The sequence below is a fragment of the Sinomonas cyclohexanicum genome (assembly GCF_020886775.1).
Classification (GTDB): domain Bacteria; phylum Actinomycetota; class Actinomycetes; order Actinomycetales; family Micrococcaceae; genus Sinomonas; species Sinomonas cyclohexanicum.
This window is the reverse complement of sequence record NZ_AP024525.1, coordinates 4131609-4151129: the sequence shown is the minus strand read 5'-3', so window position 1 is coordinate 4151129 and position 19521 is coordinate 4131609. Positions and strand designations below refer to the sequence as shown.

At 68.1% G+C, this 19521-nt stretch carries 18 protein-coding genes; 4 read left to right on the top strand and 14 right to left on the bottom strand.

The genetic code is table 11. From position 1 onward, the window contains the following. The first annotated feature begins 24 nt into the window (after nt 1-24). Nucleotides 25-1278, top strand: a complete 1254-nt coding sequence (locus tag SCMU_RS19495; protein ID WP_136611034.1) for an IS256 family transposase — start codon at nt 25-27, stop codon at nt 1276-1278. Here SCMU_RS19495 and tal read toward each other — a convergent pair. The 12 genes from tal to SCMU_RS19435 all read right to left on the bottom strand — a co-directional run bounded on the left by tal (nt 1272) and on the right by SCMU_RS19435 (nt 15294). Further along, entirely contained in the window at nt 1272-2429 is a 1158-nt protein-coding gene (tal, locus tag SCMU_RS19490) for a transaldolase (RefSeq protein WP_229230727.1), read from the bottom strand. The two genes, SCMU_RS19495 and tal, sit on opposite strands and share 7 nt — an antisense overlap. A gap of 21 nt (nt 2430-2450) precedes the next feature. Continuing rightward, nucleotides 2451-4553 (bottom strand): transketolase, encoded by a 2103-nt coding sequence (gene tkt, locus SCMU_RS19485; protein ID WP_443020352.1) that lies wholly within the window; start codon nt 4551-4553, stop codon nt 2451-2453. Between the two features lie 67 nt (nt 4554-4620). Next, nucleotides 4621-5733: an alcohol dehydrogenase catalytic domain-containing protein gene (locus tag SCMU_RS19480; RefSeq protein WP_274602896.1), complete on the bottom strand. Its 1113-nt coding sequence runs from the start codon at nt 5731-5733 to the stop codon at nt 4621-4623. Nucleotides 5734-5904: 171 nt separating this feature from the next. After that, the gene (locus tag SCMU_RS19475; RefSeq protein ID WP_229230724.1) at nt 5905-6720 is read right to left on the bottom strand and encodes a DeoR/GlpR family DNA-binding transcription regulator; all 816 of its coding nucleotides are present in this window, start codon (nt 6718-6720) and stop codon (nt 5905-5907) included. A gap of 13 nt (nt 6721-6733) precedes the next feature. Beyond that, a complete protein-coding gene (locus tag SCMU_RS19470; protein WP_229230722.1) occupies nt 6734-7555 on the bottom strand; it encodes a triose-phosphate isomerase family protein in 822 nt (273 codons plus the stop codon). Next, the gene (locus tag SCMU_RS19465) at nt 7548-8021 is read right to left on the bottom strand and encodes a ribose-5-phosphate isomerase (RefSeq protein ID WP_229230720.1); all 474 of its coding nucleotides are present in this window, start codon (nt 8019-8021) and stop codon (nt 7548-7550) included. Before SCMU_RS19465 ends, SCMU_RS19470 begins: the two co-directional genes overlap by 8 nt. 1 nt (nt 8022) lies before the next feature. Further along, complete coding sequence (locus SCMU_RS19460) at nt 8023-9756, bottom strand: dihydroxyacetone kinase family protein (protein WP_229230718.1); 1734 nt, start codon at nt 9754-9756, stop codon at nt 8023-8025. 92 nt (nt 9757-9848) lie between these two features. Beyond that, the gene (locus tag SCMU_RS19455) at nt 9849-10835 is read right to left on the bottom strand and encodes a D-ribose ABC transporter substrate-binding protein (protein ID WP_229230717.1); all 987 of its coding nucleotides are present in this window, start codon (nt 10833-10835) and stop codon (nt 9849-9851) included. Nucleotides 10836-10877: 42 nt separating this feature from the next. After that, complete coding sequence (locus SCMU_RS19450) at nt 10878-12017, bottom strand: ABC transporter permease (RefSeq protein ID WP_229230716.1); 1140 nt, start codon at nt 12015-12017, stop codon at nt 10878-10880. A gap of 27 nt (nt 12018-12044) precedes the next feature. Next, on the bottom strand, nt 12045-13589 hold the full coding sequence (locus tag SCMU_RS19445) for a sugar ABC transporter ATP-binding protein (protein ID WP_229230715.1): 1545 nt from the start codon (nt 13587-13589) through the stop codon (nt 12045-12047). A gap of 2 nt (nt 13590-13591) precedes the next feature. Continuing rightward, nucleotides 13592-14260 (bottom strand): DUF2291 domain-containing protein, encoded by a 669-nt coding sequence (locus SCMU_RS19440; RefSeq protein WP_229230714.1) that lies wholly within the window; start codon nt 14258-14260, stop codon nt 13592-13594. Next, a complete protein-coding gene (locus SCMU_RS19435) occupies nt 14257-15294 on the bottom strand; it encodes a zinc-dependent alcohol dehydrogenase family protein (protein WP_229230713.1) in 1038 nt (345 codons plus the stop codon). The genes SCMU_RS19440 and SCMU_RS19435 overlap by 4 nt, the downstream gene beginning before the upstream one ends. A gap of 402 nt (nt 15295-15696) precedes the next feature. Between SCMU_RS19435 and SCMU_RS19430 the strand changes: the two genes are divergently transcribed. Together SCMU_RS19430 and rbsD are read left to right on the top strand one after the other, a co-directional pair. Beyond that, nucleotides 15697-16599, top strand: a complete 903-nt coding sequence (locus SCMU_RS19430) for a ribokinase (protein WP_443020182.1) — start codon at nt 15697-15699, stop codon at nt 16597-16599. Continuing rightward, nucleotides 16596-16979: a D-ribose pyranase gene (gene rbsD, locus SCMU_RS19425; protein WP_229230712.1), complete on the top strand. Its 384-nt coding sequence runs from the start codon at nt 16596-16598 to the stop codon at nt 16977-16979. Before SCMU_RS19430 ends, rbsD begins: the two co-directional genes overlap by 4 nt. 136 nt (nt 16980-17115) lie before the next feature. Here the strand turns inward: rbsD and SCMU_RS19420 are convergent, their stop codons facing one another. Next, entirely contained in the window at nt 17116-18312 is a 1197-nt protein-coding gene (locus SCMU_RS19420) for an ATP-binding protein (protein ID WP_229230711.1), read from the bottom strand. A 191-nt stretch (nt 18313-18503) separates the two neighbouring features. Here SCMU_RS19420 and SCMU_RS19415 point away from each other — a divergent pair, with 191 nt between their 5' ends. Then, nucleotides 18504-18857, top strand: coding sequence for a hypothetical protein (locus tag SCMU_RS19415; RefSeq protein WP_229230710.1), 354 nt, complete (start codon nt 18504-18506; stop codon nt 18855-18857). On the opposite strand, the gene SCMU_RS19410 is transcribed toward SCMU_RS19415, so the two are convergent. Then, entirely contained in the window at nt 18823-19350 is a 528-nt protein-coding gene (locus SCMU_RS19410; protein ID WP_229230709.1) for a hypothetical protein, read from the bottom strand. The genes SCMU_RS19415 and SCMU_RS19410 overlap by 35 nt on opposite strands. Nucleotides 19351-19521: the final 171 nt, after the last annotated feature.

Sequence of the window (19521 nt, the reverse complement as noted above, 5' to 3'; positions counted from 1 at the left end):
ACGACCGAGATTGATTCTGATGTGATGGTCGATCCTGTGACGGGAGAGATTATCGACCACAGGAAGCTGGCCGAACAGCTTCTTGCCCAGGCGAAGGAGCAGGGCGTCGGGCTTGTCGGGCCGGGCGGGCTGCTGTCCGGGCTGACGAAGCAGGTCCTCGAGACTGCGCTCGAGGCAGAGCTGACCGAGCATCTGGGCCACGGGCACGGCGAGCGGCCGCTGAGCTCGAATATGCGAAACGGCACACGGAAGAAGACGGTGCTGACGGAGATCGGACCGGTGGAGATCGAGGTTCCCCGGGACCGGGAGGGCTCCTTCGAGCCCGTGATCGTGCCCAAGCGGAAGCGTCGTCTGGAGGGCATCGACCAGATCGTGCTCTCGCTTTCCGCGCGGGGCCTGACCACCGGGGAGATCGCCGCGCACTTCGACGAGGTGTATGGGGCGAAGGTCTCCAAGGACACGGTCTCGAAGATCACCGAGAAGGTCGCCGGGGAGCTCTCGGAGTGGTCCTCCCGCCCGCTTGACCCGGTCTACCCGGTGATCTTCGTCGACGCGATCGTCGTGAAGGTCAGAGACGGCCAGGTGCGCAACACCCCGTTCTACGTGGTCATGGGAGTGAGCTCGAACGGAGAACGGGAGATCCTGGGCATCTGGGCCGGAGGCGAGGGAGGCGAAGGGGCGAGGTTCTGGCTGAGCGTGTTCGCGGAGCTGAAGAACCGTGGGGTCGAGGACGTGTTCATCGCGGTGTGCGACGGGCTCAAGGGTCTGCCCGAAGCCATCACCACCACGTGGGAGCGCACGGTGGTCCAGCAGTGCATCGTTCACCTGATCCGCAACTCGTTCCAGTACGCAGGCCGGCAGCACCGCGACGCGATCGTCAAGGCGCTCAAACCGGTCTACACGGCACCGTCCGAGGCCGCGGCGAAGGACCGCTTCGCCGAGTTCGCCAAGGAGTGGGGTTCCCGCTACCCGGCGATCGTGCGGCTCTGGGAGTCCGCCTGGGCGGAGTTCGTGCCGTTCCTCGAATACGACGTGGAGATCAGGCGCGTGATCTGCACGACGAACGCGATCGAGTCGATCAACGCCCGCTACCGCCGGGCCGTCAGGGCACGGGGCCACTTCCCGACCGCGGCCGCGGCGCTGAAGTGCCTCTACCTGGTCACCCGCTCCCTTGACCCCACAGGCGGCGGCAGGGCACGCTGGGCGATCAGGTGGAAGCCAGCCCTCAACGCGTTCGCGATCACCTTCGCGGACCGGTTCGAGAGAACCACTCACTGAAACCGCCAAGGCCCCGCACACCGTTTAACTGACAGTCCCGCTCCGTGGGCGGTTTCGGCGAGGGTTGCCTCGACGTCCTTGAGGAGGTCGTTCCAGGAGGTGACGAACTTGTCCAGGCCTTCGGATTCGAGGACGGCGACGACGTCGTTGTAGTCGATGCCGTGCTGGGCGAGGGCGTCGAGGTGGGAGTTGGAGGCGGTGTAGGTGCCGGTGACGGTGTCCCCGGTGACCTCGGCGTGGTCGAAGGTGGCCTCGAGGGTCTTCTCGGGCATCGTGTTCACCACGCCCGGGGCGACGAGCCCGGTGACGTAGAGGGTGTCCGGCAGGGAGGGGTCCTTCACGCCGGTGGAGGCCCACAGTGGGCGCTGCGGGAGGGCGCCGGCGTCGGCGAGGAGCTTGAATCGTTCGGTGGTGAACTCCTCCTGGTAGATCTGGTAGGCGAGGCGGGCGTTGGCCAGGCCGGCCTTGCCCTTGAGGGCCCTGGCCTCCTCGGTGCCGATGGCCTCGAGGCGCTTGTCGACCTCGGTGTCCACGCGGGAGACGAAGAACGAGGCGACCGAGTGGATCTGGGACAGGTCGTGGCCTGCGGCCTTGGCCTTCTCCAGGCCGGTCATGAACGCGTTGATGACCGCGCGGTACCGCTCGAGGGAGAAGATCAGGGTCACGTTGACGCTGATCCCGGCCCCGAGCGTCTCCGCGATCGCCTCGAGGCCCTCGACGGTGGCGGGGATCTTGATGTGCACGTTGGGCTCGGCGACCTTGGCGTGCAGGTGCCTGGCCTCGGCGATCGTGCCGGCGGTGTCCCAGGCCAGGCGCGGATCGACCTCGATCGAGACGCGGCCGTCGACCCCGTGCGTGGCCGCCGCGACCGGGGCGAAGAGCCGGCACGCGTCGGCGACGTCGGAGGTGGTCAGCTCGAACACGGCCTGCTGCGCGTCCGCGCCGGAGGCGACCAGCTCACGGAGCTTGGCGTCGTAGCCGTGGCCCTTGGTGATCGCGGCCTGGAAGATCGTGGGGTTCGTGGTCACGCCGACCACGTTCTTCTCCTCGATCAGCGCAGCGAGCGAGCCGTCGGCGAGGCGGGCGCGGGAGAGGTCGTCGAGCCAGATGGACACGCCCGCGTCGGAGAGTGCCTGGGTGGGGGTAGTCATGATCGATGCTCCTTGTGAGAGTCAGGCCGCGGCGGCGGCGATGGAGTCCTTGGCGGCGGCGGTGACCGCCTCGGCCGTGATGCCGAACTCGGTGAAGAGGGTCTTGTAGTCCGCGGAGGCCCCGTAGTGCTCGAGGCTGACGGTGCGGCCGGCGTCGCCGACGAACCGGTGCCAGGTCAGCGCCAGGCCGGCCTCGACCGAGACGCGGGCCCTCACGGCCGCGGGCAGGACGGACTCGCGGTAGGCGGCGTCCTGGGCGTCGAACCACTCCACGCAGGGCATGGAGACCACGCGCGCGGCGATGCCCTCGGCCGCGAGGGCCTCCCGGGCGGCGACGGCGAGCTGGACCTCCGAGCCGGTGCCGATGAGGATCACGTCCGGGGCCACGTCGTTCCCCTCGCGCTGGGCCTCGGCCAGGACATAGCCGCCCCGGGCGACCCCGGAGGCGTCGGCGAAGGCACCCTGGCCGCGCTCCCAGACAGGCAGGTTCTGGCGGGTCAGGACGATCCCGGCCGGGTTCTGCGTGTTCTCCAGGATCGCCTTCCACGCCTGGGCGGTCTCGTTCGCGTCGCAGGGGCGCACCACGTCCAGGTGGGGGATCGCGCGCAGGGAGGCGAGCTGCTCGACCGGCTGGTGGGTCGGGCCGTCCTCGCCCAGGCCGATCGAGTCGTGCGTCCACACGTACGTGGACGGGATGCCCATCAGCGCCGAGAGGCGGATGGCGGGGCGCTGGTAGTCACTGAAGATCAGGAACGTGCCGGAGAACGCCCGGGTCTTCCCGCCCAGGGTGATGCCGTTCACGATCGCGGCCGCGGCGTGCTCGCGGATGCCGAAGTGCAGGACCCGTCCGTACGGATTGCCCTTCCAGGCCGCGGTCGAGCGGGAGGCCGGGATGAACGAGGGCGAGCCCTCGATGGTGGTGTTGTTCGACTCGGCCAGGTCCGCGGACCCGCCCCACAGCTCCGGCAGGACCGGGCCGATCGCGTTCAGGACCTTGCCCGAGGCGGCCCGGGTGGAGACGTCCTTCCCGGCGGGGAACTCCGGCAGGGACTTCTCCCAGCCCGCGGGCAGGCGGCGGGCCTCGATGCGCTCGTGCAGGGCCGCGGCCTCGGGGTTCGCCGCGGCCCAGGCGTCGAAGGACTCCTGCCAGGCGGCCTTGGCCTCCTGGCCGCGCCCGATGGCCCCGCGGGTGTGCGCCAGGACCTCCGGGTCCACGACGAAGGACTTCTCCGGGTCGAAGCCCAGGACCTCCTTCAGGGCCGCGACCTCCTCCGCGCCCAGGGCCGAGCCGTGGATCTTGCCCGTGTTCTGCTTGGTCGGGGACGGCCAGCCGATGACCGTGCGCAGCGAGATGATCGAGGGCCGGCCCGTCTCGGCCTTCGCCGCCACCAGCGCGTCCCAGAGCTCGGGCACGTCCTCGGCGTACTCGCCGGTCTTGGTCCAGTCCACCCGCTGGGTGTGCCAGCCGTACGCCTCGTAGCGCTTGAGGACGTCCTCGGTGAAGGCCACGTCCGTGTCGTCCTCGATCGAGATGTGGTTCTCGTCGTAGATCACCACGAGGTTGCCCAGCTCCTGGTGCCCGGCCAGGGAGGACGCCTCCGAGGTCACGCCCTCCTGCAGGTCCCCGTCCGAGGCGATCACCCACACCGTGTGGTCGAACGGGGACGTGCCCGGCTCGGCCTGCGGGTCGTACAGGCCCCGCTCGCGCCGCTGGGAGTACGCGAACCCGACCGAGGAGGCCAGGCCCTGCCCCAGCGGGCCCGTGGTGATCTCCACACCCCTGGTGTGCCCGTACTCCGGATGCCCCGGAGTCAGCGAGCCCCACGTCCGCAGCGCCTCAAGATCCGAAAGCTCCAGCCCGTACCCGGCCAGGAACAGCTGGATGTACAGCGTCAGGGACGAATGCCCCGGGGAGAGGATGAACCGGTCCCGCCCGATCCACGCCGGATCCGCCGGATCATGGCGCATCAGCTTCTGGAACAGCAGGTACGCCGCCGGCGCCAGGCTCATCGCCGTACCGGGGTGGCCATTGCCCACCTTCTGCACCGCATCGGCCGCGAGCACCCGGACCGTGTCCACAGCCTTGCGGTCCACATCAGTCCAGGTCAGTTCTTGCACATCCACAGCAGGCACGGAAATCTCCTTCGAATCAAGTTATTGGGAATGGGGGCGGCCGCCATGGCCAAAACAGTCAGAGGAGGATTGAGACCTTCACAGATCCGCCTGCCGGGTTCCCGACAAGGTTGATTGCGTCCAGGAACCTTTCGAGAGGGAATTGGTCGCTGCAGATCTCGTCCATGGGCAGCGCGCCGGACTCGAGGAGTCGGAGTGCGGCAGGCCAGCAGTGCGGGCCGAGGTGGGCCCCGAGGACGTTGAGCTCCTTGTCGTCGCCGATGATGGACCAGTCGACGGTGGCCTCTGTGCCGAACACGGAGTATTCGACGTAGGTGCCGAGCTTGCGGAGGATGTTCAGTCCTTGCGCAACCGCGGAGGGGTGCCCTGTGGCCTCGAGGTAGACATCGGCTCCGTACCCGTCGGTGAGGTCCTTGATGGTCTGGATGGCATCCTCTCTGCCGATGTTGACCGTGAGGTCGGCTCCGCACTTCTTGGCGAGTGCGAGCTTCTCGTCGGAAAGGTCCAAGGCCACAACCATTGCGGGACTCTTGGAACGGGCGCCGGCGATCATGCCGAGTCCGATCGGGCCGCATCCGGCGACGACAACGATGTCCTCGAATTTGATGTCGGCTCTCTCGACTGCGTGCAGCGCGCAGGATAGGGGCTCGGCGAATGCTGCGTGCTGCGCTGGGATGTGCGACGGTGCCTGGTGGACTCGGGCACGTGAGGGCACGAGGAGGTATTCGGCCATGGCGCCGTCGAATCCGCGGAAGCCGAACATTTCGTGCGGCGCGCACATCCAGTACTGGCCGCGGCGGCAGTAGCGGCATTCCCCGCAGGGGACGATCTGCTCGCATACGATGCGGGTGCCCAGCGCGATGTTGCGCTGGGCGAGAGCGTGTTGGCCGGCAGCGACCACAATGCCGACGAATTCGTGCCCGGGGATGATGCCCTTCTGCGCCCATGACGGCCGGTTCTCATCTCCCCAGAACTTGGCGGCTCCGTGGTAGCACTTGACGTCGCTGGCGCAGACCCCGACGGCCTCGACCCTGATGAGGAGCTCGTCCTGCCTCGGCTGCGGCACGGCCAGCTCTTCCAGCCGGTAGTCCTCGGGCCCGTGGCAGACAACGGCGCGCATCGTGGAGGGCAGGGCGGCGCCCGGTTGGGTTCCCTCAGCCGGATTCGTCATGTCAGTCCTTTCGCACAGGGGGTCGTCGGAGATGCTCTGATGGAGGTGGGGCGTGAACGTGGCGGGGGTGGGCCGGACGGGCGTGGTGGATCGATCCGCGCACCACTGATCCGCCCCTCGAGGGGATGGGCTGCAGGAAGGCTGTCGGTGCCCGGGGCCAGGCGGTAGCGCCTACTGTCTGGGGTGCCGGCGCGCGACGTAGATCCTCACGCCTTTCTCGCGCAGCCTGTCGATGTGCCCGCTGTCCGTGTGCGCGTCTACGATGACGGCATCGAAGCGCTCGAGCGGGAGCATGGCATGGAGTGCACGTTTCTCGAACTTCGTGTGGTCGGCCAGCAGGATGCGTTTGGCGGCCGCATCGAACATCGACCGCTTGACGTCCACCGTCTCCTGCGTCTGGTGGAAGGCGATGTCGTCGGTGATGGCCGAGGTCGACATGAAGAGGATGTCCGCGCGGAGCGAAGCGATCGCTTCGGTGGTCATCCGCCCCATGAATGCGCTGCACCAGTTGTAGTACTGGCCTCCGATTCCAAGCAGGGAGATCCCGTTCGTTCCCCGGAGTTCGTTGATGATCGTCAGGGTGTTCGTGATGACTGTCAGAGGCGTGCGATCCTTCAGGTGCGGCACCAGCCGGAGGGTCGTGGTCGAGTCGTCGAGGATGATGGCCTGACCGGGCTCGATGTACTCGAGCGCGGCCTGGGCAATGGCCTCCTTCTCGGCGAGCTGCCTGCCGGAACGGTAGACATCGCTGGATTCGACCAGGGCGGTGGAGGTGGCTGTCGCGACGCCCCGGTTCTTGCGGATGAGTCCCCGGTTCTCGAGTTCGTCGAGGTCGCGGTGGACCGTCATGACACTGATGCCGAAGCGTTCGGCAAGCTGTTCGATGCGGATCGCACCCTCTGCCATCACCGCGTCGCTGATCGCCCGCTGGCGCTGCAGCTGCCGGCTCTGGCGCGTGGCGGCCGTCGCCTCCTCCGGTTTCAACATCGTTCCTCTCAACTCATCTCGTGGTCACCTGAGGATCACTTAGCGCATCAGCCTCGTCAACAATGAGGGCGAGCCGCCCGGGATCGTGGGCGAACCGTCCCAGGAACAGGCCGTCGGCCGTTCCGGCCAGCGTTGAAAGTGTCCCAGGCTGGGCACTTCCCCCATAGATGACCGATGCCGAGCGTATGCGGCCGTCGGCTGCGAGCCTTGCGCGCAGTTCTCCGATGACTTCTGCCACGTGCTCTGCAGGAGCCGGTTCGGCCTGCCCAATCGCCCACCGGGGCTCATAGGCGACGATGAGTTCGTGCCCGGACCCGGTCGGCGGCAGGGCTGCGATCGCGGATGCGAGCTCGTCGCCCGTAGCGGCAGCGGCAGCAGCGGCGTGCGACTTGGCGGTCTCCCCGACGCAGAGGACCGGGGTCAGCCCGTTCCGCAGTGCGGCCGCGACCTTCCGGCGGACAGCTTCGTCGTCGTCGCCGAAGAGGCTGCGCCGTTCAGCGTGGCCGACCTCGGCGTACGCGCACCCTACCGTCTTCAGGTCGGCTCCGCTGACCGCCCCCGTGAAGGCTCCCCGGTCCTCCCAGAAGAGATCCTGCGCGCCGACTCCGACAGGCGTTCCTTCGAACTCATCGCGGACGGCGGGGAGGGCAGGCAGGGAGGGAAGCACGAATAGCCGCACTCGGCCTTGCACGATGGCCGGGTGGGCCCGTGCGAGGTCCGAGACAGCGTGCGACCACCGCGTCGTGGTGTCGACGTCCATGTAGAGCTTGAGGCTCACGCCGAGGACGATGGGTGCGTGGAGGGCGTCCCGGTGAAGTGGGGCAGGTTCAGTCACAGGAGCCCGTGCTCTCGTAGCCCTCGATGACCGCGACCTTCTTTGCCGAGGCAGAGGACTCGTCGAACTCATATCCGAGCCATTCCCTGGCGAGCCGCCGCGCGAGCTCGAGGCCGACGACACGCTGCCCGAACGTCAGGACCTGGGCGTTGTTGCTCAGGACGCTGCGTTCGACGCTGTAGCTGTCATGGGCCGTCACTGCACGGATCCCCGGGACCTTGTTCGCGGCGATGGCGACGCCGAGGCCGGTGCCGCAGACAAGGAGCGCGCGGTCGGCCCCGTTGTCCCGGATCTTCTCGGCAGCGGCGATGGCGATCGAGGGGTACGCGGTATCGTCCTCGGCGTCGACTCCCACGTCGATGACCTCCGACACCCGGGGGTCCCTCTCGAGGTCGGCCTTGAGCGCCTCCTTGTAGTCGTAGCCGGCGCCGTCGGATCCGACGACCACTCGCCATGTGCGTCCCATGTCAGTTCTCCTTCAGGTTAGATGAGTCGAGGACGCCGCCGACCGCCGTAACGGCGAGGGCCAGGGAGACTGCCCCCGGGTCCGGTGTGCCGAGGCTCTTCTCCACGTGCGGCCGGGCCCGGCCCAGCCGTGGGACGAGGTCTGCCGTGGCGTTTGCGGCGGCGGTCGCCGTGGCTGCTGCCGCGCCCCAGGCGGCGGCCAGTCCTTGGCCTTCAGAGGTGAGCTCGGTCAGCCGCTGCGAGAAGGGGACCAAGGCGTCTACCAGTGTCTTGTCCCCGATCTCGGCCTTCCCCGCGCGCTGCACCGCCTCGCGTGCTGCGGAGACAGCCCGGGCCACTGCCGCGGCGCTGGGTGCTTCGGCGTCGCCGATCTGGTGGCCCATGGCGCGCAGGGCGAGGCCCCAGAGCGCTCCCGATGTGCCTCCGGCCTTGTCAGCCCAGGCCTCTCCGGCCTGTGTGAGGACGCTGCCTGCTCCGGCGCCCACGGCGCTTGCGGCCGCAGCCGCCTCAGCGGCGGCCCTTGCTCCGCGCTGCATGCCGATGCCGTGGTCACCGTCTCCGGCGATCGCATCGAGGCGACCCAGTTCGTCGACTTCCCGGTCGATCACCTGCCGGATGGAATCGATCGCCTGGAGGGCCCGCAGGCCCGCCGCCGCGGCTTCCATGGGCGCTGCGACGACGGCGATGGCATCCGAGATCGCTTCGTCGGGGGCGAGGGTCGGAGCCGTGGCAATGTCGACGGCTCCCTTGCGGTAGGCGGGGGTGTAGGCGGGGGAGCGCCATGCCTGTTCCAGTTCCTCGTCCAGCCAGACAACGGTCAGTGACACGCCCGCCATCTCGAAGCTGGTGGCGTACTCGCCGACTTCGGGGTCGACGATCGTGAACCCGGCGTCTTCCAGCAGCGGCGAGATGGCACCGTAGAGCAGGAAGAGCTCCTCCGACTTGACCGATCCGAGGCCGTTGACGATGACTCCGATCCGTCCGCTGCCGGCGGTGCCCGGGCGCTCGGCGAGGATGCGGCTGGTGAGGAGCTCGGCGATCTCGCGGGCCGGCGCCATGGGAACGGTTTCGATGCCCGGCTCGCCGTGGATTCCCATGCCGACGGCCATCGTCCCGGGCGGGACGGTGAAGAGCGGCTCGGCGGCTCCGGGGAGCGTGCACCCGGAGAAGGCGAGGCCGATGGAGCGAGTGCGCTCGTTCGCGCGGGCGGCGAGAGCGGCCACGGCCTCGAGGTCGTGCCCTTGTTCGGCTGCCCATCCTGCCACCCGGAAGACCGCCAGGTCTCCGGCGATGCCCCGGCGCTTCTCCGTTTCGGCAGCGGGGGCGCTGCAGATGTCGTCGGTGACCCGAACGGTCTGGCACGGGATTCCCTCGGCGAGGAGCTGTTCCTGGGCCTGGTCGAAGTTGAGCGTGTCTCCGGCGTAGTTGCCGTAGGCCAGGAGCACCCCGGCCTCCGTCGCGACCGTGCGGGCTACGGTGAAGACCTGCTGCGCGCTGGGGGAGGCGAACACGTTCCCCATGGCGGCCGCGTGGGCGAGGCCGGGGCCGACGAGGCCGGCGAAGGCCGGGTAGTGGCCGGAGCCGCCGCCGATCACGACCGCGACCTGCCCGGCGGGGGTGGCCGCTGCACGGGCGACGCCGCCCCGGACGCGGCGGACGAGGTTGCGGTGTGCGGCGACGAATCCGTCGGCGGACTCGTCGGCGAAGGCGGCGGCGTCGTTCAGTACGTAGCTCATGGTCCCTCTCGTGGACTGGGGGCCGGGGCGGAGGCCTTGGGCGTCCGCCCCGGCTGGCCGCGCGGGAGCGGCGGCCGGTCGTTCTGCTCCGGTCAGCCGGAGTAGGTGAACGGTGCCGTCATCTTGTCGACGTTGGCCTTGGTGATGAGGATGCAGTCGAACGACTGCTTCTCCTGGGACGGCTTCGTTCCGTCCTTGATGTACTGATCGAGTTCGTCCACGGACTTCTTTGCGAAGGTCGCCACGGGCTGGAGGACGGTGTAGGCGAGGGAGCCGTCCTTGACGGCGGCGATGGCGTCGGGGGAGCCGTCGAAGCCGCCGACGATGACGTTGGTCTTGCCTGCCTGCTTCAGGGCCGCGATGGCTCCGAGGGCCATTTCATCGTTGCCGGAGATCACGGCGTTGATGGTCGGGTTCGCCTGGAGGATGGACTGCATCTTCTGCTGGCCCAGGGCCCTGTCCCAGTTCGCGGTCTGCTTGGCCACTTCCTTCCAGTCCGGGTACTGGGAGATGACCGTCTTGTACCCGTTGGACCGCGTCGCGGCGTTGTTGTCGGACGGGAGCCCGAACAGCTCGGCGTAGTCGCCCTTGGTTCCGGCGGCCTTGATCCACTGCTGGGCTCCGATGGCTGCGCCCTGGGCGTTGTTCGATACCAGCTGCCCGAGGGCGACGCCGGTCTGGTTGATCTCGGCGTTGACGAGGAACACGGGGATCTTCGCGTTCATCGCGCGCTTGATGTTCCCGATCGAACCGTCCGCGTTCGCCGGGTCGAGGATGATTCCGGCGGAGTGGTTCGCGATGGCGGTGTCGATGACGGTGGACTCGGTGTTCACATCGCCCTTCGAGGCAGCGACCGTCGCCTGGTAGCCGAGCTTCTCTGCTTCGGCCTTTGCGACGTTCCCCTCGGTGAGCCAGTATGGGTTCGACGGGTCGTTGACCACGATCGTGATCAGTCCGCCTCCCTTCCCGCTGGAGGAGGCCGATGATCCGGATCCGCCGCTTCCGGCGGAGCAGCCGGTCATCGCGACCACCGCGGTGACGCCAAGCGCAAGTGCTGCGCCAATACCCTTGCGGAACATAGATATTCCCTTGCTTTCTCTTTGGCTTCCCGGCTGAGGAGATCAGACGGTCTTGTTCTTGACAGCGGGCGGGACCTCGGTCCCGTTCTGGCTACCGGGGGCAGTCTGGTGCTGTGCGGGTCCAGACGGGGGAGATCCGGCGCTCTCCTTGGCGCGGCGCCGGCGCCTGACCTGAATGCCGTTGAGGAGGACAGCCAGGACGATCACGGCGCCGGTGAAGACGGTCTGGACGTAGGCGGAGATGCCCACGATGGTCAGCCCGGCGGCGAGGAATCCGATCACGAAGGCGCCGAGGAGGGTGCCGCGCACGGTTCCCTTGCCGCCGCTGAGGGCGGCACCGCCGATGACGACGGCCGCGATCGCGGTGAGTTCGTAGGATGTGCCCTGGGTCGGGCCGGCCGAGGTGAGCTCGCTCGTGAGGATCACGCCGGCGATCGCGGCGCACACGCCGGAGATCACGTAGGCGCGGACGCGGACCTTGCGGACCGGGACGCCGGAGAGTTCGGCGGCGCGTGCGTTGCCGCCGGCCGCATAGAGCCACCGGCCGTAGACGCTGCGGTTGAGCAGGAGGCTGGCGATGATCGCGACAACGACCAGGATCCAGATGCCGACCGGGATGCCGAGCAGCGCGTTGAAGCCCAGCCACTCGAATCCGGTATTGCCCAGATCCTCACGGCCTCCCAGGTTGTTGACGGTCAGGCCGTTGGTGGTCAGGGACGCCAGACCGCGCATCACGTACATCGTGCCCAGCGTCGCGACGAACGGCGCGACGTTCAGCCGCGCGACGAGCACCCCGTTGATCAGCCCGATCAGCGCCCCGGTGATGACGGCGACGATCACGACGACCCACACGGGCGGGTAGAGGACGACCCCTGCGATGGGGAAGCCCTGCAGCGCCAGGCCTGCCACCATCCCCGAAAGGCCAAGGGTCGAGCCGACCGAGAGGTCGATGCCGCCGTCCAGGATGACGATGAGCATGCCCACTGCGAGGATCGCGTAGACCGAGACCTGCTGGCACATCACGATGATGTTCGACAGGGTGGGGAATGCGCTCGGGGCGAGGAACGAGAAGACGACGAAGATCACGACGAGCGCGAGGAACGCGCGCGCTTCGAGGAGGACCGCACCGATCGTCAGGCCCTCGAAGGGATTGCGCCGGCGGGACACCGATGCTTCAGCCATGGGATTCCTTTGAATAGTCACTTTTGCCTAGGCCAGCACTGCTTCGCCGGAGCTGGCCATGATCTCTTCTTTGCTGACCGAGGGGCCGAATTCGGCCGCGATCTTCCCTCGCCGCATCACCACGATGCGGTGGGCGATGCTCAGGCATTCCCCCACCTCGCTGGTGGAGTAGACGACGGCGAGGCCTTCACGTGCCCTCTCGGCGATCAGCTTGAAGACCTCCGCCTTGGCGCCGACGTCGATCCCGCGGCTCGGCTCGTCGAGCAGCAGCACCTTCGGGCCCGTCGAGACGATCTTGCCGATGACGACCTTCTGCTGGTTGCCGCCCGAGAGCGACCCGATCATGGCGCCGCCTCCGGCGGTCTTGACCCGCACGTCCCTGATGGCGTCCTCGGTGTGCTCGCGCTCGAGATTGCGGGAGACGAACAGGCCCTTGACGAAGGTGCCGAGACTGGCAAGGGCGATGTTCTGCCCTACGGTCATGGTCTGCACGAGCCCGTCGCGCTGCCGGTCCTCCGGGACGAGTCCCAGACCGGAGGCGAGACGCTCCCTCAGGCTCAGCTTCGAGATCTCGCCCTCGCGCATCCGGACGGTGCCACCCGCCGTCGGGACCCTCCCTGCCACTGCTTCGAGCAGCTCTGTGCGTCCGGCGCCCATGAGGCCGTAGATGCACACGATCTCGCCCTCGCGGACCTGCAGGGAGAGGTGGTCGACGAGCAGCCGGGCAGGTTCCTTCGGATCGGGGACGCTGAGGTCCTCGATGTCGAGAGCGATCGGTCCGAACTCGTACCCGGTGGGCGGGGAGCCGAGGTCGAAGTTCTCGCCCACCATGTTGCGGACGATCCATTCGAGGTCGATGTCCTGGGCCAGTGCGTTCGCTGTGATCGACCCATCACGCAGGACGACCGCGTAGTCGGTGACCTGGAGCGCCTCCTCGAGATGGTGGGAGATGTAGACGATCGAGACCCCCTTGGACGTCAGGTCGTCGATGACGCCGAAGAGGATCTCCACTTCGGCTGCCGAGAGCGCCGACGTGGGCTCGTCCATGATCAGGATCCGCGACTCTGCCAGCAGGGCGCGGGCGATCTCGATCAGCTGCTGCTGGCCCAGACGGAGCTCGGAGACCGCAAGGAGGGGATTGATGTCCAGGCCGAGCTCGGCGAGCACCCGCCGGCTCCGCCGCTCCTCCTCCTTGTAGTCGATGCCGAAACCGGTGCGCAGCTCGGAGCCCATGAACAGGTTGTCGCGCACCGAGAGGTTCGGAGCGAGGCTGAGTTCCTGGTGGATGATCGAGATGCCGTGGGCCCGGGCGTCGTTCGTGTCGGCGAACGACACCTCTTCCCCGTCCAGGATGATGGTTCCCGAGGTCGGCTGCTCGACCCCCGAGAGGATCTTCATCAGGGTCGACTTGCCCGCCCCGTTCTCGCCGAAGAGGGTGGTCACTGTCCCCTTGTGGACCTCGAAGTTCACCCCCTTCAGGGCGCGCGTCGCGCCGTAGGTCTTCACGACGTCCCGGGCCGACAGGACGGGCGCCCCTTCATGATGCCGGGTCGACCGGCTCTGCTGTGCCACTGCTACTTCTCCACCGTGATGCGCGAGGGGGTGACGTTCCACAGCTGCGGGTTGATCAGCGTGAACGCACCATAGACCTGGATCGTCTTGCCGGTGAGCGAGGCGGCGTCTACGCTGCTGAGCTCGGCCTTGAGCTGGTCGTTGATCGCCGAGCCCGCGTCCTGGAGCTGGATCTGGTTCTGGAAGTTGTTCAGCGTGATGTCCCCGGTGACGTCCCGGAGGTCGGTGCCGTTGATGGCCGGGCCCAGCTGGAGCCCCACCTTGGTACCCGACGGGAGGCCCGAGACGGTGATCGGCGTGTATCCGGCCGGCGGGATCGCGCCCACCACGCCGGTGAACTTCACCGGCACCACATAGGTCGCCCCGTCAGCGGACTTCCCGTACTTCTGGGCTGCCGCGGTGGGATCCTTCTGGATCGCAGCGGCCAGGGTCGCCGCGTCCACAGCGTTCTGGTCGATGAAGGCCTGCTGCTTCGGGAACTGCTGCTTGCCGTAGTCGGCGGCGTTGAACGCCGCAGGGCCCTGCGCGGCTGTTGATCCGGCGGGAAGGATCTTCGTGCTGAAGAACATCGCGAGCAGGAGTACGACCGCCAGGCCGATCCAGATCCATCGCTTCGCGGCCGGGCTCAGGCCCTTCTTCGTGGCCGCGGTCCGTGTGGTGGCGGCACTCATCCGATCAGCACCCGCGATTCGGTGTCGTTGGGGCGGATCTGGAGCTTGCGCCCTTCGCCCCGGCGGAACATGTCGAGGGCCTTCGAGTAGTCGTCGAGGGTGAAGGAGTGGCTGATCATCGCCTTGGCGTTGATCGCGCCGGCCTCGAACAGCTCGACCGCACGGCCGAACGAGTTGAGAACGGCCATCGTCCCGACGATCGAGATCTCATCGCGGTAGACGCGGAAGGGGGAGAACTGGGCGGTGCGGTCGGACGGCGCCACGCCGAAGTCCTGGAAGAACCCTGCAGGCTTCACCCGGGTGAGTGCATCCTCGATCGCGCGGATGTTGCCCGTGCAGTCGATCACCACGTCCCACTTCTCGCGTTCGGCGCTGTCGGGCGTGGTGTAGCGCAGCTCGATGCCGCATTCCCCGGCTGTCTTGAGCCGGTCCTCGTTCAGATCGACAATCGTCACCGTCGCCGCCCCGGCCTTCTTGGCCAGCTGGGCCATGAGCAGCCCCATCGTGCCCGAGCCGTAGACCAGGACGTGGTCGCCCAGACGGCGGGGCAGCACGTCCCACCCGCGGATCGCGCACGCCAGCGGCTCGATGAGTGCGGCCTCGTACAGATCCGTCTCGGGCTTGAGCCTGTAGACATTGCTGGCCGGAGCCGTGAAGAACTGCTGCGACGCGCCGTCCGAGGCCACGACCCCCAGGCCGTTCCAGAACCGGCAGAGGTTCTGGTGCCCGTTGAGGCAGAACTCGCACTCCCCGCACGTCGTGCTCGGGTTCACCGCCACATGGTCGCCGACCTTGAAGTCGAAGACCCCATCGTTCACTCCCGCACCGAGCGCGACGATGGTGCCGGTGGCCTCGTGGCCCGGGACCAGGGGGAACACCGTCCCCTCGAACTCGCCGTCGAAGACATGGGTGTCGGTCCCGCAGATCCCGACCGCAGCCGTCTCGATCAGGATCTCCTTGTAACCCGGTTCGGGCCTCGGACGCTCCTCAAGCGCCAGATCACCCTCCGCTGAAAACACAACTGCGCGCATCATTGCTCCCGTTTCGTGTGCCCGTTGACGCGTCAACGACTGAGTTCGGACTCCCACTGATCTGCCCCCACCCCGCGGCGGGAGTGTCACACCCCAGAGGACTGGATGCGAACCTCATGTGATATTCCATGTGATCTTACTCTCAAGATCGTGTTAGATACACCATAAGGAGTGAGATTTCTCTTGTCAACGGTTGGAGAGGTGATGTGATCTCGTGACTCTGGTGCGAACTCGTGTCATGACCTCGGTCTCCGTTGGCGCGCATTCCTACCTGCGCTGCCCGGGCTGCTCAGGTGGCGGACGGACAAGGGGCCGGGAGTGGGGCAACCCATGTGAGGATGAATCCGTGCAACATCGCAGGAACCATGGACAGGGTCCCGATACAAGGCAGGCGCTGTGATAACAGTGGTCGGATCGATCAATGCGGACGTCGTCCTTGACGTGTCCCGGCTCCCCCTCCCCGGGGAGACCTTGATTGCGGACTCCATAGACGTCCACCCAGGCGGTAAGGGCGCGAACCAGGCCGTGGCCGCGGCGCGTCTCGGGGCAGCGGTGGCCTTCATCGGCGCGGTCGGGACGGATGCCTACGCCGCGACGGCCGTCGCCGGCCTGCGCGAAGCAGGAGTGGACATCGACCGCGTCGCCGTCGTGCCGGGACCGACCGGACAGGCGTATGTCACCGTCGACGGCCGGACGGGGGAGAACTCCATCGTCGTCGTCTCGGGCGCCAATGGCCACGTCAACGAGGCCCTTGTCCGAAGCCACGAGGACCTGCTCGGACGGACGGACATTGTCGTCCTCCAGGGGGAGATCTCGGCAGAGGCCATTGCCGCCGCGGCGGCCTCCTCGAGGACGGCCCGACTCGTGCTCAACCTGGCCCCCGTCATCCCCCTGGGTCACGAGGTCATCCGCCGCGCCGACCCGCTCGTGGTCAACGAGCATGAGGGCCGGCTGGTCCTCAATCTGCTCGGTCGGGGCGCGGACGAGCTCGGCACCGAAGAGGACATCGTCGGGGCGCTCCATGCCGCGGGCGTGCCGGCGGTCGTCATGACGCTCGGCGCCGCGGGGGCGATCTTCTCGGAGGGCGGCCCCGTCTTCAGGGCGCCGGCCCCAGCCGTGAGCGCGGTCGATACCACGGGGGCAGGAGACGCCTTCGTCGGAGCGCTCTGCGCCCGCCTGTCCGATGGCGCGCCGCTCGGAGAGGCGGTCCGGTTCGCGGTGCGGGTCGGATCGTTCGCGGTGACACGCAGGGGCGCTCAGCCCTCGTACCCGGGACCCGGTGACGTGCTTCCCGAAGGAGCACGATGAAGAAGCACGGAATCCTGAACGGCCCGCTCAGCGGCGCCCTCGCCACTCTCGGGCACGGTGACCTCGTGGTCGTCGCCGACTGCGGGCTGCCCCTGCCCCTCAACGGCCCGGTCGTCGATCTCGCCGTTGTCCCGGGGGTGCCGACGTTCACGGCCGTGCTCGATGCGCTGCTGGACGAACTTGTGCTGGAATCCGCCCTGGCCGCAGACGAATGCAGGGGAGGTCCGGTCGAAAGATGGATTCGCGACCGTCTGCCCGAAGCGGACTACATCCCGCACGAGCAGCTCAAAGGACTCGCCACCGTTGCGAAGGTCCTCGTCCGCACCGGCGAGGCGACACCGTACGCCAACATCGTCCTGCGCAGCGGCGTCCCGTTCTGAAGCAGCAAACCGGACATCCGTCGGACCTCTTGACGGCCCCCATGCCTCGTCCGCACCCAAAGTCCTCAGAATCGCGCGCAGAGCCAGATCTGACCGAGATTGGTCCCCGGCGTGCGCCACAGAGCGGACCATCGCCTCATGTGGACATCTCCCCTCCGAGCTCCTGGTATTGGCGTGCGATGAACTCGGCCATGCCGGGGACGGTGAAGGCGACCTTCCCGTATTCGGGCGGGTAGATGAGTCCTTTGGCGATGAGCTGGGCGCGGGTGGGGCCGAGGCTGGTGACCTTCTTGCCCAGGCGAGCCGCTATGGCGCCGGTGGCAGTGGGGCCGTCGCCGTCGGCGGCCATGGCGTTCATGTAGTCGCGTTCGCGGGGTGTGGCGCGGTCCCAGCGTGAGGGGAAGAAGCCGGCGTCGAGGCGCTGCTGCCCGACGCGGACTGCTTCTTGGGCTTCGTCGCCGGTGAAGGGGCTGGTGGTGGCGACTTCCCACATGGCGGAGCCGAATTCCTGGATGAAGTACGGGTACCGGCCCGAGGCCTCCAGTACGGCTGCGAGGGCGGCGTCGCTGTAGGACTGGCCCATCTGGTCCGCGGGGACGGTGAGCGATTCGGCGGCCTGGTCGTGGTCGAGCTTGCCGATCTGGCGGTAGTCGAAGAGTCGTTCGGCGTAGCTGCGGGCGTCCGCGAGGCGGGCGGGGAGGTTCGGCAGGCCGGCGCCGGTGACGAAGAAGGGGAGCTCGTTCTGGACTGCGTGGTGCTGGACGGTGACGAGGGCGGCGAGGAGCTCGTCGTCGACGTCCTGCATCTCGTCGATGAAGACTGCGAAGCCCTTCCGCAGTGTGCGGAGGGCCTGCCCGACGTCTTCGACGACATCCTGCAGGTCGATGTCCATGTGGCCGGTGCTGGCCCTGGCGGGGTCGACGTCCACACCGAGGGAGATCCCGTCGATGCCGATCGTGGTGCTGAACGACGTGACGGTCCCGAGGAGCCGCTTCACGGGGGCGGCCCCGATCTGGGAAACGTAGCGGCGGGAGGCGACTTGGAGCTCGGGCGAGCGCGAGGCCCTGCGGATGTCGCAGGCCCCGCCGTCTCCGGGGCGGCCCTCGAGCTTGACGGTGAGCCAGCCGTGGTGGTCGGCGATGCCCTTGAGCCGGTTGAGCAGCACGGTCTTGCCTACGCCGCGGAGTCCCGAAAGGACCATGGGGCGGGCTGGCATCGACAGTTCGGTGCGTGCGACGAGGAGGTCGAAGGCGCGGATCTCGGGATCGCGGCCGGCGAGGAAGCGCGGGGGGACGCCGGAGCCGGGGTTGTAGGGGTTCAGCTGGGGCTCCACACTGACACTGTCCAGACTTATGCCTGGCTATAGGGTTTTTCCTATAGGCCCGGATAGCTTGTCATAACGCAGCCCGCCGCCAGCTGCAGGCACCCGGCGGCGCTGCCCGGGAGCGGCCGTGTGACAACTCCCGGCAACCTCCTTGGCTAGCGTGGCGGTTGGAGACGTTAGTCGACATCGGAGGGGGCCGCGTGGCCAAGAAGGGCAAGAGGGTCGAGGGGCAGCTGAGCTTCGATCTGGACGCACTGTGGGGAGCATCGGAAGGGGAGAGGGATGAACAGGTACGGCAGGCAGGCCGAGACGATGTGGAAGCAGGCGGGACCACGATCAACGCCCACTACACCGACGCCGCCCACACACGGGCCGTCTGGGGCGCGCTGACCCGGCTCGGGCTCACCGAGGGCGAGGTCCTCGAGCCCGGCTCCGGGGCAGGGACGTTCATCGGCCTCGCCCCGGAGGGCGCGCGGATGACCGGGGTGCCGGTCTTGAGTGCCGGGACGTCCATGGGCCTCAGGCGAGGGAGAGGAACGCCTCGAGGACGCTGAACGCGTGCTCGGCGCGATGGAGCGGGTTCGACGGTGGGTGAAGCCGGTCCAGGAGCCCGCCGTTGTGGCTGAGCCGTCGGCGTGCCCGGCTCAGGGCGGAGCGGGCGACGGCGACATCGCCCGGGTGCCGAAGGATCGGCTGCGTCACGCCCTGCATCGAGCGGAGCCCGACGGTGACGGCGTTGGCGTCGGACTGGCGGCCTGCCTCCCTGTGGCGGCGCAGCTCGTCTGCGAACTCGTCCCAGACCTGGGCCGTCGCAATGCGGGCCACTTCGGTGCGGGCCTCGTCGTCGCTGAGACCCTGGCCGACCAGCACCGCGCGGAGCCGATCCCAGCGGAGGAGCGGGTCGTCGTCGGTCGGCTCCGGACGTGGCGCGTCAAGGGGCGCCCGATGATTGGAGGGGTGAGCGCGCAGGGAGCGTTCGCGGGAGGACTCGTGGGCAGTCGGAGCGGCGCGCAGCCGGGTTCGGACGATGGTGGTGTCGGCAGCCATGCCGGCTCCTTTCCACGCCGCTGCGGTCCTGCAGCGGCCAGAGAGGTACAACGAACTGTGTCCGCCGGAGGGCTGCCTGATCCCTGCTGCGGCGGGCCGTGCGCCCCGGCCTCGCACAGTGAGGACCCGCCGACGCAGCCCAACAAGGATCACCATTGTGATGCCGGGCAC

Excerpts from the sequence above, each read along its gene's own strand:
- SCMU_RS19495 (WP_136611034.1), top strand. The coding sequence starts at position 25 with ATGGTCGATCCTGTGACGGGAGAGATTATCGACCACAGGAAGCTGGCC.
- tal (WP_229230727.1), bottom strand. The coding sequence starts at position 2,429 with ATGACTACCCCCACCCAGGCACTCTCCGACGCGGGCGTGTCCATCTGG.
- SCMU_RS19480 (WP_274602896.1), bottom strand. The coding sequence starts at position 5,733 with ATGACGAATCCGGCTGAGGGAACCCAACCGGGCGCCGCCCTGCCCTCC.
- SCMU_RS19475 (WP_229230724.1), bottom strand. The coding sequence starts at position 6,720 with ATGTTGAAACCGGAGGAGGCGACGGCCGCCACGCGCCAGAGCCGGCAG.
- SCMU_RS19465 (WP_229230720.1), bottom strand. The coding sequence starts at position 8,021 with ATGGGACGCACATGGCGAGTGGTCGTCGGATCCGACGGCGCCGGCTAC.
- SCMU_RS19460 (WP_229230718.1), bottom strand. The coding sequence starts at position 9,756 with ATGAGCTACGTACTGAACGACGCCGCCGCCTTCGCCGACGAGTCCGCC.
- SCMU_RS19455 (WP_229230717.1), bottom strand. The coding sequence starts at position 10,835 with ATGTTCCGCAAGGGTATTGGCGCAGCACTTGCGCTTGGCGTCACCGCG.
- SCMU_RS19450 (WP_229230716.1), bottom strand. The coding sequence starts at position 12,017 with ATGGCTGAAGCATCGGTGTCCCGCCGGCGCAATCCCTTCGAGGGCCTG.
- SCMU_RS19440 (WP_229230714.1), bottom strand. The coding sequence starts at position 14,260 with ATGAGTGCCGCCACCACACGGACCGCGGCCACGAAGAAGGGCCTGAGC.
- SCMU_RS19435 (WP_229230713.1), bottom strand. The coding sequence starts at position 15,294 with ATGATGCGCGCAGTTGTGTTTTCAGCGGAGGGTGATCTGGCGCTTGAG.
- rbsD (WP_229230712.1), top strand. The coding sequence starts at position 16,596 with ATGAAGAAGCACGGAATCCTGAACGGCCCGCTCAGCGGCGCCCTCGCC.
- SCMU_RS19410 (WP_229230709.1), bottom strand. The coding sequence starts at position 19,350 with ATGGCTGCCGACACCACCATCGTCCGAACCCGGCTGCGCGCCGCTCCG.